Raw genomic sequence first — 14271 nt, 5'->3', positions numbered from 1 at the left:
CTCCCACAGGGATCGCGCCAGCTTTTTGAAATTGAGCAAGACAGTTGCTCTCACAGGTATTACGCAAAGTTGAAAGTCCCCGCGGAACCTGTGGGAGCGGGCGTGCCCGCGAATCAGGCAGCTCGGTGGATGGCACCGGCTCCGCCGGTGTTCGCGGGCACGCCCGCTCCCACAGGTTCCGTGCCAGCTTTTGGATGCAGTGCAGGCTCGAGAGCTGCGCCAGCACATGCCTTCGCTGTTTCAGGATCCCATTCTGCGTCATACTCGGCAGACCTATTGCCCGGTTCTCGCCATGCGTTCACTGCTCCCCGTCACCCTGGTCCTGCTGCTCGCCGCCTGCGGCGATGGCGAATCGCTGCTCCCGCCGGACGCGCGCCTGCCTGACGGTGGGCGGTACCGGGGGCAGGTGGTCGATGGCCTGCTGCAAGGCGAGGGACGGATCGACTACCCCAACGGCAGCTGGTACGCCGGTACCTTCAAGGACGGCCAATGGCACGGCCAGGGCGAATGGCACGGCCGCAACGGCGAGGTCTACCGCGGCCAGTTCGCCGCAGGGCTGTTCCAGGGGCTAGGTGAGCTGAACACCCCGGGCAGCCACTATGCCGGCACCTTCAGCCACGGCCGCCGCGACGGCGAAGGCACCCTCAAGCAAGCCGACCAGACCTACCGCGGCCAGTTCAAGGACGACCTGTACGAAGGCGCCGGCGAGCTGGAACTGGCCGACGGCAGCCGCTATCAGGGCCTGTTCGCCAAGGGCAAGCCCAACGGTGCCGGGGTGCGCAGCGATGCCAGCGGCAACCAGTTCAGCGGCCACTTCATCAACGGCCAGCTGGAAGGCAGCGGCACCTACGAGAGCGTCGACGGCGAGCAGTACATCGGTGAGTTCAAGGACAACCGCCTGGAAGGCCGTGGCCGCTACGAAAATGCCGATGGTGATGTGTGGATCGGCGAATTCAAGGACGGCTCGCTGGTCGGCGAAGGCGAACTGCTGGGCAGCGATGGCAGCCACTACAAGGGCACCTTTGCCGACTGGCGCTTGTCGGGCCGGGGCAGCCTGCAACTGGCTGACGGCAGCAAATACATCGGCGGCTTCCTCAACGATGCCTACCACGGCCAGGGCCGGCTGATCCTGGCCAACGGCAAGGTCGAAAGCGGCACCTGGAGCAACGGCGTGCGCGTACGCGACCAGAACGGCAAACTGTTGCCCGACCCGCTGGACCTGGCGCTGCTCAACCAGGGCCGTTTGCTGGACGAAGCGCTGGCCCGGGTACCGCGCTCGGCGCCAGCAGTCCAGCTGTACAGCCTGGTGGTGGGCGGCGATGGCCAGCAGAGCGTGTTCATGCGCGAAGCCGACTACGTCAGCAACATGCTCAAGGTGCGCTTTGGCGCCCGTGGCCAGGTGACCTTGGTCAACCACCGCGATCACATGACCACCCGCCCCATGGCCACGCGTGAAAACCTTACCCGCGCCGCCCGCACCCTGGCCGAGCGCAGCGGCCCCGAAGACCTGGTGTTCATCTACCTCACCAGCCATGGCAGCCACGACCACCAGCTGGTGTTCGACCAACCGCGCCTGCAGCTGGCCGACCTGTCCGCCGACGAACTCGCCAGCGCCCTGGCACCGCTGAAGGACCGCGACAAGGTCATTGTCATATCCGCGTGCTATTCAGGGGGCTATATCGCCCCGCTCAAGGATGAGCGCACGCTGATCATGACCGCCGCCCGGGCCGACCGCGTGTCCTTCGGTTGCTCGGAAGAAGCCGATTTCACCTACTTCGGCGATGCCCTGTTCGCCGAAGCGCTGAACCAGACCGACGACCTGAAACAGGCGTTTGAACTGGCGCGCGCCAGCGTTGCCGAAAGAGAACAAAGGGAAGGTTTCGAGGCCTCCGAACCGCAGCTGTGGGCGCCGCCGAATGTGCTTGAGCACTGGCAGCACCTGCGCCGCCAACAGGCCGAAGAAGCATTGCGTAACGCCGCACAGGCCAACGTGGGGGAACAGGCGCAAACGCCCGGCAACCACTAAGCTTGTGTGTAACAAGGGAGAGACATCATGTATTTGACGCCTCAGCATGTCCTGCTTGCCGGTGCCACGGGTCTGACAGGTGAACACCTGCTCGACCGCCTGCTCAACGAGCCCACCATCACCCGCGTACTGGCGCCAACCCGCCGGCCACTGGCCGAGCACCCGCACCTGGAAAACCCGGTAGGCGACCCGGCGGTGTTCCTTCCACAGCTGGCCGGGCGGGTCGATATCGCCTACTGCTGCCTGGGCACCACGCTGAAGCAGGCCGGTTCCGAGTCGGCCTTCCGCGCGGTGGACCTGGACATGGTTGTGGCGTTCAGCAAGCGCGCCCGGGAGTTGGGCGCACGGCATCTGCTGGTGGTCAGTGCGTTGGGCGCCGACCCGAAATCGTCGGTTTTCTACAACCGGGTCAAAGGCGAGATGGAAGAGGCACTCAAGGCCCAGGATTGGCCGCAGCTGACCATCGTGCGGCCATCGTTGCTGCTGGGCGAGCGGGTCGAACCGCGGCTCGGCGAACAATTGGCTTCGCCGTTTGCCAAGCTGATACCCGGGAAGTATCGGGGGATCGAGGCTTGTACCTTGGCCCGGGCGCTGTGGCGGCTGGCGCTGGAGGAAGAGGACGGTGTGCGGATTGTGGAGTCGGATGAGTTGCGCAGGTTGGGCAAGAATTAGGCTTCACTTGTGATGGCCTCTTCGCGGGCACGCCCGCTCCCACAGGTACAGTGATCCCTGTAGAGCGGGCGTGCCCGCGAAAGGGCCCTTACAGGCCGCCAGTGGCCTGGAAGCCTACACCGGCTGCCGTGAGCAGCGACAACGGCAGCAACAAGGTATCCAGCAACATGCTCCCCGGCAGGTCCAGCCCCGGGTACGCCGGCGCATCAGCCCCGTAATGATCCCGCGGGCAGCACCCGCCATTGATCACATACAAGTCCAACCGGGTACCGGCATACACCACCGGTGCCCCGGGCTTGTTGGCATCCAGCGTGCGCACCGTGGCGCAGCCACCAAGCAGCACCAGCGCCAGCAAACCCGCCAGCGCTCGCTTCAATCATCCACCCCGAAGTGGTGCTCACCCCAGCGCGGCAACATGTCCTGGGGAATGTTCAGCAGGTTGAGAATGCGCGCCACCACGAAGTCGACCAGGTCGTCGATGGTCTGCGGCTGGTGATAAAAGCCCGGCGCCGCCGGCAGGATCACCGCGCCCATCTGCGACAGCTTGAGCATGTTCTCCAGGTGGATGGTGGAGAACGGCGCCTCGCGCGGCACCAGGATCAGCTGGCGACGCTCCTTGAGGGTAACGTCGGCAGCACGTTCGATCAGGTTGTTGCAGGCACCAGTGGCAATCGCCGACAAGGTGCCAGTGGAACAGGGCACCACTACCATTGCCGCCGGGGCGCCGGAGCCCGAGGCCACCGGCGACATCCAGTCCTCCTTGCCATACACGCGGATCTGCCCGTCGGCAGCGCCGGTATATTCGGTGAGGAAGGCCTGCATCGCCTGTGGCTTGGCCGGCAGCACCACGTCCGTCTCGGTAGCCATCACCAGTTGCGCGGCCTTGGAGATCAGGAAGTGCACCTCGCGGTCCTCGCGCACCAGGCAGTCGAGCAGGCGCAGGCCATACTGGGCGCCAGAGGCGCCCGTCATGGCCAGGGTGATGCGTTCCGGCCCGCTCACTTCAGTGCCTCGGCCAGCTTGCCGTGCAGGCCGCCGAAACCGCCGTTGCTCATGATCACCACATGGGTGCCTGGGCGAGCCTGGCCCTTGACCCGCTCGATGATCGCTTCGAGGCTGTCGGCCACCACGCTGGGCACTTTGCATTGCGCGGCGGTGGCAGCCAGGTCCCAGCCAAGGTTGGCCGGGGCGTACCAGATCACCTGGTCGGCGTCGTTGACGCTTTCCGGCAGGCCGTCACGGTGGGCACCGAGCTTCATCGAGTTGGAACGCGGCTCGATCACGGCGATCACCGGGGCCTCGCCGACGCGCTTGCGCAGGCCGTCGAGGGTGGTGGCGATGGCGGTCGGGTGGTGGGCGAAGTCATCGTAGATGGTCACGCCCTGCACTTCGGCAACCTTCTCCATGCGCCGCTTGACGCTCTTGAAGGCGCTCAGGCCTTCGATGCCCATGGCTGGCACCACGCCTACATGGCGCGCCGCTGCCAGGGTAGCCAGGGCGTTGGCGACGTTGTGCTGGCCAGTCAGCGCCCAGTCCACCACGCCCTGCGCTTCGCCGTCGAACAGCACTTCGAAGCGCGAGCCGTCGGGGCTGAGCAGACGGGCTTGCCACTGGCCACCTTCACCGGTGGTCTGCACCGGGGTCCAGCAACCCATGCCGATCACCCGTTCCAGCGCCAGCTCGGTGGTGGGGTGGATGACCAGGCCTTCGCTGGGGATAGTGCGCACCAGGTGGTGGAACTGCCGCTCGATCGAGGCCAGATCGGGGAAAATGTCCGCATGGTCGAACTCAAGGTTGTTGAGAATCGCCGTGCGCGGGTGGTAGTGGACGAACTTCGAGCGCTTGTCGAAGAAGGCGCTGTCGTACTCGTCGGCTTCGACCACGAAGAACGGCGTATCGCCCAGGCGCGCCGATACCGAGAAGTTCTGTGGCACACCGCCAATCAGGAAGCCCGGGCTCATGCCGGCATGTTCCAGCACCCAGGCCAGCATGCTGCTGGTCGTGGTCTTGCCGTGGGTACCGGCAACGGCCAGCACCCAGCGGCCCTGCAACACGTGGTCGGCCAGCCACTGCGGGCCGGAAACATAGGGCAGGCCCTTGTTCAGCACGTACTCCACCGCCGGGTTGCCACGCGACATGGCGTTGCCGATGACCACCAGGTCTGGCGCCGGGTCCAGCTGGGCCGGGTCATAGCCTTGGGTCAGCTCGATGCCCTGGGCTTCGAGCTGGGTGCTCATCGGGGGATAGACGTTGGCGTCCGAGCCGGTGACGCGGTGGCCAAGTTCCTTGGCCAGCACCGCCAGCGAGCCCATGAAAGTGCCGCAAATACCGAGAATGTGAATATGCATGGTCGACCTCGCAAAACATCGAGGCAGGGTAGCCCAGGGCGCGACAAATCGCACCAGATGTTTCGCTCAGTCGGCCCTGGTGATGCCGTGTTTGCGCAGTTTTCGATACAAGGTATTGCGGCTGATGCCCAAGTGCTCGGCGACACGGGTGAGGTGCCAGTGTTTTGCCTCCAGGGTCGCCAGCAGCGCATGGCGCTCGGCATCCTCCAACGCGGCAGGCCCTATCGCCGGCAAGCCGGCTCCCACAGGGATTGCACATGGCCTGAAGCCACCGCGATCGAGGTGGGAGCTGGCTTGCCGGCGATCGAGGGCGAAGCCCTCGCGAACAATGGCGGGGAGATCAGGGAACACGATGCGGGAGTCTTCGCAAAGTGCCACCAGGGTACGCAGCACGTTGCGCATCTGCCGCACGTTGCCCGGCCAGGCGAAGTCGAGCAGTGCCTGCCGCGCCCTGGGCTCGATATCGATCGGTTCTCCCTGCGCCTCCTGACGCAGCAGAAAGTCCAGCAACTGCGCCTTGTCACTGCGCTCGCGCACCGCAGGCAATGCCACTTCCAGGCCATTCAGCCGGTAATACAGGTCCTCGCGGAAACTGCCCTGCTCCACCCGTTCCAGCAGGTCACGGTGGGTAGCGCTGACAATGCGCACATCGACCGCCTGCGGCTCGCCACCGATCGGCACCACCTGGCGCTCCTCCAGCACGCGCAGCAGGCGGGTTTGCAGGGCCAGTGGCATGTCGCCAATCTCGTCCAGCAGCAAGGTGCCGCCATCGGCCTGCAGCAGCTTGCCGCGCATGCCTTCCTTGCGCGCACCGGTAAAGCTGCCGCCGCGGTAGCCGAACAGTTCGCTCTCGATCAGGCTCTCCGGGATCGAGGCGCAGTTGATGGCGACGAACGGCTTGCTGCGCCGCTCGCTGGCCTGGTGCACGGCCTGGGCAAAGGCCTCCTTGCCACAGCCGGTCTCGCCGCGCAGCAACAGCGGCACATCGCGCTCGAACACCCGCACGCTGCGGCGGAAGTCGTTCTGCAAGGCCGGGTCGAGCAGGCAGATAAGCGGTTCCACTTCCCGTGCGGGTCGCGGCTGGGCGGCCGGCACCGACCACACCGGTGCGCGCGCCTGGCCACGCAGGCTGGCGAACACCTGGCGCCCGTCCAGGGTATGCAGCGGCCAGGCCGTGCTGCCACCGGGCGTGGCGCGGCTGAACAGTTCGTCGTGGCTGCAAGCGAAAAAGCGTTCCAGCGGTTTGCCCAGCACGCCACCACGCACCGTGCCCAGCAGGTTCAGCGCGCTCTGGTTGGCGGCGCAGATGCGCCCGTCACCGTCGAACGCCAGCAGGCCTTCGCTGAACAGGCCGACCGACTCGGCCTGCAAGTGAAAACGCAGCAGCCATTGCTGTTCGAAATGGCGCAGGAAGTAGCAGCTTTCGATCATCTTCGCCGACAGGTTGACCAGGGCCATGGTGTGGAACTGGCTTTGCCGGGAAACGTCGGGCCGCGCCGAAGACACATCCAGCACTGCCAGCAGCTCGCCATGCGGGTCGAACACCGGGCTGGCCGAGCAGGTCAGGCCGGTGTGGCGACCACGGAAGTGCTCGTTCTGGTGAATGGTCAGCGCCTGGCGCTCGACCAGGCAGGTGCCGATGCCGTTGGTGCCCTCGCGCGCCTCGCTCCAGTCAGCGCCCAACCATAGGCCGGCGCGCTCGAAGCTGCGCCGCTCGGTCGGCGCGCTGACACAATTCAGGATCACCCCACGGGCATCGGTCAGCAGCACTGCATGGCCGGCCCCGGAAAGCTGCTGGTGCAGGCTGTTCATTTCATGGTCGGCAATCTGCAGCACCTGGCGCAGGCGCTCGCGGCTTTCCAGCAGGCGCCCATGCTCGAGCACCACCGGAGCCTCGATCACCGACGGGTCGAGGTGGTAGTCCTCCAGGCAGCGCAGCCAGGAGCGGGCGATGGACGGGTCACTGCCGCCCTCCCCGGCCCCACCATGGGCGACGGTATGGACTTGCTGGGCATGGCGACTGAAATGATTGCTCTGCATTGTTGTAGTTCTCCGCAGATAGAGAGTCCCGCCAGCATCCTCCACCCGGGAAGGCTTTGCAATGCACCCTCCGGTTACGTGTCGCAAATGGCACAAAGTGTCACCCCCCGCGCGTACCGGCGCTGGCACAGCGACCGTGGGCCAGGCCCAAAGAACCGAGCCAAGTCATTGATTTGCCTGGTGCTCGAAACGCTGGCCCAACCTTTGCTCTACGCTTTCCAACTCCCTAACAAACACAATAGCCAGGAGACACACCATGCGTTACGCACATCCCGGTACCGAAGGCGCGAAGGTTTCCTTCAAGAGCCGCTACGGCAACTACATCGGTGGTGAGTTCGTTCCTCCGGTAAAGGGGCAGTACTTCGAAAATACCTCCCCGGTGAATGGCAAGCTGATCGCTGAATTCCCTCGCTCCACTGCCGAAGACATCGATAAAGCCCTGGATGCCGCCCACGCTGCGGCCGACGCCTGGGGCCGCACTTCAGTGCAGGACCGCTCCAACGTTCTGCTGAAGATCGCCGACCGTATCGAGCAGAACCTCGAACTGCTGGCAATCACCGAAACCTGGGACAACGGCAAGCCGATCCGCGAAACCCTCAATGCCGACATTCCGCTGGCGGTCGACCACTTTCGCTACTTCGCTGGCTGCATCCGCGCCCAGGAAGGCGGCGCCGCGGAAATCAACGAAGGCACCGTGGCCTACCACATCCACGAGCCGCTGGGCGTGGTCGGGCAGATCATCCCGTGGAACTTCCCGATCCTGATGGCCGCCTGGAAGCTTGCCCCGGCACTGGCCGCCGGCAACTGCGTGGTGCTCAAGCCGGCCGAACAGACCCCGCTGGGCATCACCGTGCTGCTGGAAGTGATCGGTGACCTGCTGCCAAAAGGCGTGCTCAACGTGGTGCAAGGCTTTGGCCGCGAAGCCGGTGAAGCACTGGCCACCAGCAAGCGCATCGCCAAGATCGCCTTCACCGGCTCGACCCCGGTCGGCTCGCACATCATGAAATGCGCCGCCGAGAACATCATCCCGTCCACCGTCGAACTGGGCGGCAAGTCGCCGAACGTGTATTTCGAAGACATCATGCAAGCCGAGCCAAGCTTCATCGAGAAGGCGGCCGAAGGCATGGTGCTGGCGTTCTTCAACCAGGGCGAGGTATGCACCTGCCCGTCACGGGCACTGGTACAGGAGTCGATCTACCCGCAGTTCATGGAAGTGGTGATGAAGAAGGTGCTGCAGATCAAGCGCGGCGACCCGCTGGACACCGACACCATGGTCGGCGCCCAGGCCTCGCAACAGCAGTTCGAGAAGATCCTGTCGTACCTCGACATCGCCCAGAAGGAAGGCGCCGAGTTGTTGACCGGCGGCAAGGTCGAGAAACTGGAAGGCTCGCTGGCCACCGGTTACTACATCCAGCCGACCCTGCTCAAGGGCAACAACAAGATGCGCGTGTTCCAGGAAGAAATCTTCGGCCCGGTGGTCAGCGTCACCACCTTCAAGGACGAAGCCGAAGCCCTGGCGATCGCCAACGACACCGAGTTCGGCCTGGGTGCCGGCGTGTGGACCCGCGACATCAACCGTGCCTACCGCATGGGCCGTGGGATCAAGGCCGGGCGCGTGTGGACCAACTGCTACCACCTGTACCCGGCGCATGCCGCGTTCGGTGGCTACAAGAAGTCGGGGGTCGGGCGTGAGACGCACAAGATGATGCTCGACCACTATCAGCAGACCAAGAACCTGCTGGTGAGCTACGACATCAATCCGTTGGGCTTCTTCTAAACCGCGTCGCGGCCTTCGCGGGCTCGCCCGCTCCCACAGGTATTGCACCGGTCTTGAAACTTGTGCAGTCCCTGTGGGAGCGGGCAAGCCCGCGAAGAGGCCAGGCCTGCATATACAAAACCCAGAGCGGTAACCGTGCACCAACCGCTCTGGCTCGCTTCCTGCAGTACCCATCACCATCGGCCCGGAACCAGTCCGGCCACCAAGAAAAACAACAGGTGAATCTATGCCAAGCGATCATTCCGCCGGCTCGCCGGCAGGCTCTTCCGTCGACTTCGAAAAAGTCGGCTCGGACTATTTCCAGCAACGTGAACTGAAAAAAGGTGCCGCCGGCTGGGTCCTGCTGGTCGGCCTGGGCGTGGCCTACGTCATCTCCGGCGACTATGCCGGCTGGAACTTCGGCCTGGCCCAGGGCGGCTGGGGCGGCATGTTCCTCGCCACCCTGCTGATGGCCACCATGTACCTGTGCATGTGCTTCTCGCTGGCCGAACTGTCGTCGATGATCCCCACCGCAGGCGGCGGCTACGGCTTTGCCCGCAGCGCATTCGGCCCCTGGGGCGGCTTCCTCACCGGGACGGCGATCCTCATCGAGTACGCCATCGCCCCCGCCGCCATCGCGGTGTTCATCGGCGCCTACTGCCAGTCACTGTTCGGCATCGGCGGCTGGATGATCTACCTGGCGTTCTACATCGTGTTTATCGGCATCCACATCTTTGGCGTGGGTGAGGCGTTGAAGCTGATGTTCATCATCACCGCCATCGCCGCCATCGCCCTGGCCGTGTTCCTGGTGAGCATGGTGCCCCATTTTGATGCAGCCAACCTGTTCGACATCGCCAAAACGGACGCCGTGGGCGCCAGCAGCTTCCTGCCGTTCGGCTATGTCGGCGTGTGGGCGGCCATCCCCTATGCCATCTGGTTCTTCCTCGCCGTAGAGGGCGTGCCGCTGGCTGCCGAAGAAACCAAGAACCCCAAGCGTGACCTGCCACGCGGCCTGATCGGCGCCATGCTGGTGCTGCTGGCCTTCGCCCTGCTGATCCTGGTGGTCGGCCCCGGCGGCGCAGGCTCCGAAGCACTGAAAGCGTCCGGCAACCCGCTGGTAGAGGCCTTGTCCAAAGCCTACGGCGGTAGCACCTGGATGGGCGGTTTCGTCAACCTGGTCGGCCTGGCCGGGCTGATCGCCAGCTTCTTCTCGATCATCTACGCCTACTCCCGGCAGATCTTCGCCCTGTCCCGCGCCGGCTACCTGCCGCGCAAGCTGTCGGAAACCAACAAGAGCAAGGCCCCGGTACTGGCCTTGGTCATCCCCGGGATCATCGGCTTTGCCCTGTCGCTGACCGGCCAGGGTGACCTGCTGATCCTGGTGGCGGTGTTCGGCGCTACCCTGTCGTACGTGCTGATGATGGCAGCGCACATCACCCTGCGCATCCGCCGGCCGAAGATGGAGCGCCCATACCGCACCCCCGGTGGCATCTTCACCTCGGGCCTGGCACTGGTACTGGCCTGCATCGCCGTGGTCGCCGGTTTCCTGGTCGACCCACGGGTGGTGATTGGCGCCGCAGTGATCTATGCGGTATTAATTGCCTACTTTGCTTTCTACAGCCGCCACCACCTGGTCGCGGGTACACCGGAAGAGGAATTCGCCGCGATTCAGAAGGCCGAAGAGGCCCTGCACTGATCGCCGCCACCCGCCGCGGGGCAACCCGCGGCTCTGGAGAGTCTGTATGGCAAGTTTCGTACACACGGTCGGCCACCTGGTCTACCGCTTCGACAGCCTCAAGGAAGTGATGGCCAAGGCCAGCCCCGCCCGCTCGGGGGACTACCTGGCGGGCGTCGCGGCCAGCAACGACGGCGAACGGGTCGCCGCGCAGATGGCCCTGGCCAATATCCCGCTGACGCATTTCCTCAACGAAGCGCTGATCCCTTACGAGGATGATGAAGTCACGCGCCTGATCATCGACACCCACGATGCCCAGGCCTTCGCCCCGGTCAGCCACCTGACCGTGGGTGGCCTGCGCGACTGGCTGCTGAGCGAAGAGGCCAACGAGGACAGCCTGCGCAACCTGGCACCCGGGCTGACGCCGGAAATGGCCGCCGCGGTGTCGAAGATCATGCGCGTGCAGGACCTGGTGCTGGTGGCACAGAAGATCCGCGTGGTCACCCGGTTCCGTGGCACCATGGGCCTGCGCGGGCGCCTGTCGACCCGGCTGCAGCCCAACCACCCCACCGACGAGCCAGCCGGCATCGCCGCCAGCATTCTCGACGGCCTGCTGTACGGTAACGGCGACGCCATGATCGGCATCAACCCGGCCACCGACAGCATCGCCTCGATCTGCGCCCTGCTGGAAATGCTCGACGCCATCATCCAGCGCTACGACATCCCCACCCAGGCCTGCGTGCTGACCCACGTCACCACCTCGATCGAGGCGATCAACCGTGGCGTGCCACTGGACCTGGTGTTCCAGTCCATCGCCGGCACCGAGGCGGCCAACGCCGGGTTCGGCATCAACCTGAACGTGCTGCAGGAAGGCTACGAAGCGGGCCTTTCGCTGAAACGCGGCACCCTCGGGCAGAACCTGATGTACTTCGAAACCGGCCAGGGCAGCGCGCTGTCGGCCAACGCCCACCACGGCGTCGACCAGCAGACCTGTGAAACCCGCGCCTATGCCGTGGCCCGCCACTTCAAGCCGTTTCTGGTCAACACCGTGGTCGGTTTCATCGGCCCGGAGTACCTGTACAACGGCAAGCAGATCATCCGCGCCGGCCTCGAAGACCACTTCTGCGGCAAGCTGCTGGGAGTGCCGATGGGTTGCGACATCTGCTACACCAACCACGCCGAGGCCGACCAGGACGACATGGACACCCTGCTGACCCTGCTGGGCGTGGCCGGGATCAACTTCATCATGGGCATCCCCGGCTCCGACGACATCATGCTCAACTACCAGACCACCTCGTTCCACGACGCGCTGTACGCGCGCCAGACCCTGGGCCTGAAGCCCGGGCCGGAATTCGAGGCATGGCTGGCCCGCACCGGCATCTTCACCCAGGCCGATGGCCGGGTGCGCTTTGGTGACAACCTGCCGCCGGCCTTCCGCCAGGCCTTGGCACAGCTTGCATAGGGATGACCATGGACCACCGCACGCCTACCCCCGACAACCCTTGGCTGGCCCTGCGCAACCTGACCCCGGCGCGCATAGCCCTGGGCCGCACCGGCACCAGCCTGCCGACCGGTGCGCAGCTGGACTTCCAGTTTGCCCACGCCCAGGCCCGCGACGCCGTGCACCTGGCCTTCGACCATGCCGGCCTGGCTACACAGCTGAGTGACCGCGGGCGCGAAAGCCTGGTGCTGCACAGCGCCGCCAGCGACCGCAACCAGTACCTGCAACGCCCGGACCTGGGGCGACGGCTGAACGAAGATTCGGTTGCCGCGCTGCGCCAGCACGCCCAGGCCAACCCCGGCGGGGTCGACCTGGCCATCGTCGTCGCTGACGGCCTGTCGGCACTGGCCGTGCACCGCCACACCCTGCCGTTCCTGGCGCGTTTCGAGGAACAGGCCGCCGCCGATGGCTGGACCAGCGCCCCGGTGGTGCTGGTGCAGCAGGGCCGCGTGGCAGTGGCCGACGAGGTTGGTGAACTGCTGGGCGCACGAATGACGGTGATGCTGATCGGCGAACGCCCGGGGCTCAGCTCGCCCGACAGCCTTGGCCTGTACTTCACCTATGCACCGAAGGTCGGCCTGACCGATGCCTACCGCAACTGCATTTCCAACATCCGCCTGGAGGGCCTGAGTTATGGCATGGCGGCGCACCGCTTGCTGTACTTGATGCGCGAAGCCTGCCGGCGCCAGCTTTCCGGAGTGAATCTGAAGGACGAAGCCGAGGTCCATAGCCTGGAGAGTGAACACAGCACCGGCCAGAAAGGTAACTTCCTGCTCGGCAAAGGGTAAAAAACATGTCACGGAAGGCGGATTGCACTTGCACCGCGCATTGGGCAGCATGCCCTTGAAGGCTGATGGCAATCCGCTGTTTCCCCTAATGGACTCTGAGGGCCGCACATGCGCATCATCAAGGCAACCCTGGAACACCTCGACCTGCTCACGCCGATGTTCGTCAAATACCGTGAGTTCTATGGGCAGCTACCCTACCCTGACAGCTCGCGCAGTTTCCTGGAAAAGCGCCTGAAGCGGGATGAGTCGGTGATCTACCTGGCGCTACCCGATGATGACGACGGCAAACTGCTGGGATTCTGCCAGCTGTACCCAAGCTACTCATCGCTGTCGTTGAAGCGGGTATGGATTCTCAACGATATCTATGTGGCCGAGGACTCGCGGCGCATGCTGGTGGCCGACCACCTGATGCGCGAGGCGAAGAAAATGGCCAAGGAAACCAACGCCGTGCGCATGCGGGTGTCGACCAGTGCGGACAATGAGGTAGCGCACAAGACTTACGAATCCATCGGGTTTCGTGAGGATAACGAGTTCAAGAGCTATATCCTGCCGATCAGCCAGGATTGACCTGCACCGGCCTCTTCGCGGGCTCGCCCGCTCCCACAGGTACAGCACAGCCTTAGGAAGCAGTGATATCCCTGTGGGAGCGGGCATGCCCGCGAAAGGGCCGGTACAGGAATACCCCCTGCCGTAACCCCCCGCTACAAACTCCCCGGGCATGTTCCTGACTTAGCCGTATAATGGCCCACCTGTCATGTGTGAAAATTTACCCATCCCCAGGTAACCGAGCCTACGCCCAAGAACACAGGTGCTGTACATGGATTTCAACCCGCTGGACCTTATCCTGCATCTCGATGCCTACCTCGATCTGCTGGTCACCAACTACGGTCCCTGGATCTACGCCATCCTCTTCACCGTGATCTTCTGTGAAACCGGGCTGGTGGTCATGCCCTTCCTGCCCGGTGATTCGCTGCTGTTCATTGCCGGCGCCGTGGCCGCCGGTGGCGGCATGGACCCGTTGCTGCTGGCCGGCCTGCTGATGGCCGCCGCAATCCTCGGCGACAGCACCAACTACGTGATCGGCCGCACGGCCGGCGAGCGGTTGTTCAACAACCCCAACTCGAAGATCTTCCGTCGCGACTACCTGCAGCGTACCCACGACTTCTATGAACGCCACGGCGGCAAGACCGTGACCATGGCGCGCTTCCTGCCCATCCTGCGCACCTTTGCACCGTTCGTCGCCGGCATCGCCCACATGCACTACCCGCGCTTCCTCGGTTTCAGCGTCGCCGGTTCGCTGCTGTGGGTCGGCGGCCTGGTGACCCTGGGCTACTTCTTCGGCAACGTGCCATTCATCAAGCAGCACCTGTCGCTGATGGTGGTGGGCATCATCATCCTGTCGCTGGTGCCGATGATCCTCGGCCTGCTGCGTGGCCGCCTGGGCCGCACGGCCAAGGCCCACTGA

General features: G+C 64.7%; 12 protein-coding genes. 8 read left to right on the top strand and 4 right to left on the bottom strand.

The window, feature by feature from the left end:
• The first annotated feature begins 292 nt into the window (after positions 1-292).
• Together B2790_RS08140 and B2790_RS08135 are read left to right on the top strand one after the other, a co-directional pair.
• Positions 293-2026, top strand: a complete 1734-nt coding sequence (locus B2790_RS08140) for a C13 family peptidase (protein WP_274078657.1) — start codon at positions 293-295, stop codon at positions 2024-2026.
• A 27-nt stretch (positions 2027-2053) separates the two neighbouring features.
• Complete coding sequence (locus tag B2790_RS08135; protein ID WP_075044479.1) at positions 2054-2698, top strand: oxidoreductase; 645 nt, start codon at positions 2054-2056, stop codon at positions 2696-2698.
• Positions 2699-2786: 88 nt separating this feature from the next.
• On the opposite strand, the gene B2790_RS08130 is transcribed toward B2790_RS08135, so the two are convergent.
• The 4 genes from B2790_RS08130 to B2790_RS08115 all read right to left on the bottom strand — a co-directional run bounded on the left by B2790_RS08130 (position 2787) and on the right by B2790_RS08115 (position 7086).
• Positions 2787-3074, bottom strand: a complete 288-nt coding sequence (locus tag B2790_RS08130) for a YceK/YidQ family lipoprotein (RefSeq protein ID WP_025337554.1) — start codon at positions 3072-3074, stop codon at positions 2787-2789.
• Positions 3071-3700, bottom strand: a complete 630-nt coding sequence (gene ubiX, locus B2790_RS08125) for a flavin prenyltransferase UbiX (protein WP_013970698.1) — start codon at positions 3698-3700, stop codon at positions 3071-3073. The genes B2790_RS08130 and ubiX overlap by 4 nt, the downstream gene beginning before the upstream one ends.
• The gene (mpl, locus tag B2790_RS08120) at positions 3697-5046 is read right to left on the bottom strand and encodes a UDP-N-acetylmuramate:L-alanyl-gamma-D-glutamyl-meso-diaminopimelate ligase (protein WP_075044477.1); all 1350 of its coding nucleotides are present in this window, start codon (positions 5044-5046) and stop codon (positions 3697-3699) included. The genes ubiX and mpl overlap by 4 nt, the downstream gene beginning before the upstream one ends.
• A 66-nt stretch (positions 5047-5112) precedes the next feature.
• A complete protein-coding gene (locus tag B2790_RS08115) occupies positions 5113-7086 on the bottom strand; it encodes a sigma-54-dependent Fis family transcriptional regulator (RefSeq protein ID WP_286918592.1) in 1974 nt (657 codons plus the stop codon).
• A 256-nt stretch (positions 7087-7342) separates the two neighbouring features.
• Between B2790_RS08115 and B2790_RS08110 the strand changes: the two genes are divergently transcribed.
• From B2790_RS08110 to B2790_RS08085, 6 genes are all read left to right on the top strand, one after another.
• Positions 7343-8863: an aldehyde dehydrogenase family protein gene (locus tag B2790_RS08110; RefSeq protein ID WP_025337551.1), complete on the top strand. Its 1521-nt coding sequence runs from the start codon at positions 7343-7345 to the stop codon at positions 8861-8863.
• 226 nt (positions 8864-9089) lie between these two features.
• Positions 9090-10538, top strand: coding sequence for an ethanolamine permease (gene eat / locus B2790_RS08105; protein WP_025337550.1), 1449 nt, complete (start codon positions 9090-9092; stop codon positions 10536-10538).
• 46 nt (positions 10539-10584) lie between these two features.
• Entirely contained in the window at positions 10585-11979 is a 1395-nt protein-coding gene (locus B2790_RS08100) for an ethanolamine ammonia-lyase subunit EutB (RefSeq protein ID WP_025337549.1), read from the top strand.
• An 8-nt stretch (positions 11980-11987) separates the two neighbouring features.
• The gene (gene eutC, locus B2790_RS08095; protein WP_025337548.1) at positions 11988-12806 is read left to right on the top strand and encodes an ethanolamine ammonia-lyase subunit EutC; all 819 of its coding nucleotides are present in this window, start codon (positions 11988-11990) and stop codon (positions 12804-12806) included.
• Positions 12807-12914: 108 nt separating this feature from the next.
• On the top strand, positions 12915-13373 hold the full coding sequence (locus tag B2790_RS08090; protein ID WP_003257044.1) for a GNAT family N-acetyltransferase: 459 nt from the start codon (positions 12915-12917) through the stop codon (positions 13371-13373).
• A gap of 250 nt (positions 13374-13623) precedes the next feature.
• Positions 13624-14271, top strand: coding sequence for a DedA family protein (locus B2790_RS08085; RefSeq protein WP_025337547.1), 648 nt, complete (start codon positions 13624-13626; stop codon positions 14269-14271).

Origin of the sequence: Pseudomonas sp. UBA6753 (genome assembly GCF_002453565.1) — a bacterium.
Lineage (GTDB): Bacteria > Pseudomonadota > Gammaproteobacteria > Pseudomonadales > Pseudomonadaceae > Aquipseudomonas > Aquipseudomonas putida_Z.
This window is presented reverse-complemented; position numbering and strand designations above follow the sequence as displayed.

Coding starts and splice junctions, on each gene's coding strand:
- B2790_RS08115 (WP_286918592.1), bottom strand. CDS start 7,086: ATGCAGAGCAATCATTTCAGTCGCCATGCCCAGCAAGTCCATACCGTC.
- eutC (WP_025337548.1), top strand. CDS start 11,988: ATGGACCACCGCACGCCTACCCCCGACAACCCTTGGCTGGCCCTGCGC.
- eat (WP_025337550.1), top strand. CDS start 9,090: ATGCCAAGCGATCATTCCGCCGGCTCGCCGGCAGGCTCTTCCGTCGAC.
- B2790_RS08140 (WP_274078657.1), top strand. CDS start 293: ATGCGTTCACTGCTCCCCGTCACCCTGGTCCTGCTGCTCGCCGCCTGC.
- mpl (WP_075044477.1), bottom strand. CDS start 5,046: ATGCATATTCACATTCTCGGTATTTGCGGCACTTTCATGGGCTCGCTG.
- B2790_RS08100 (WP_025337549.1), top strand. CDS start 10,585: ATGGCAAGTTTCGTACACACGGTCGGCCACCTGGTCTACCGCTTCGAC.
- B2790_RS08135 (WP_075044479.1), top strand. CDS start 2,054: ATGTATTTGACGCCTCAGCATGTCCTGCTTGCCGGTGCCACGGGTCTG.
- B2790_RS08110 (WP_025337551.1), top strand. CDS start 7,343: ATGCGTTACGCACATCCCGGTACCGAAGGCGCGAAGGTTTCCTTCAAG.
- B2790_RS08090 (WP_003257044.1), top strand. CDS start 12,915: ATGCGCATCATCAAGGCAACCCTGGAACACCTCGACCTGCTCACGCCG.
- B2790_RS08085 (WP_025337547.1), top strand. CDS start 13,624: ATGGATTTCAACCCGCTGGACCTTATCCTGCATCTCGATGCCTACCTC.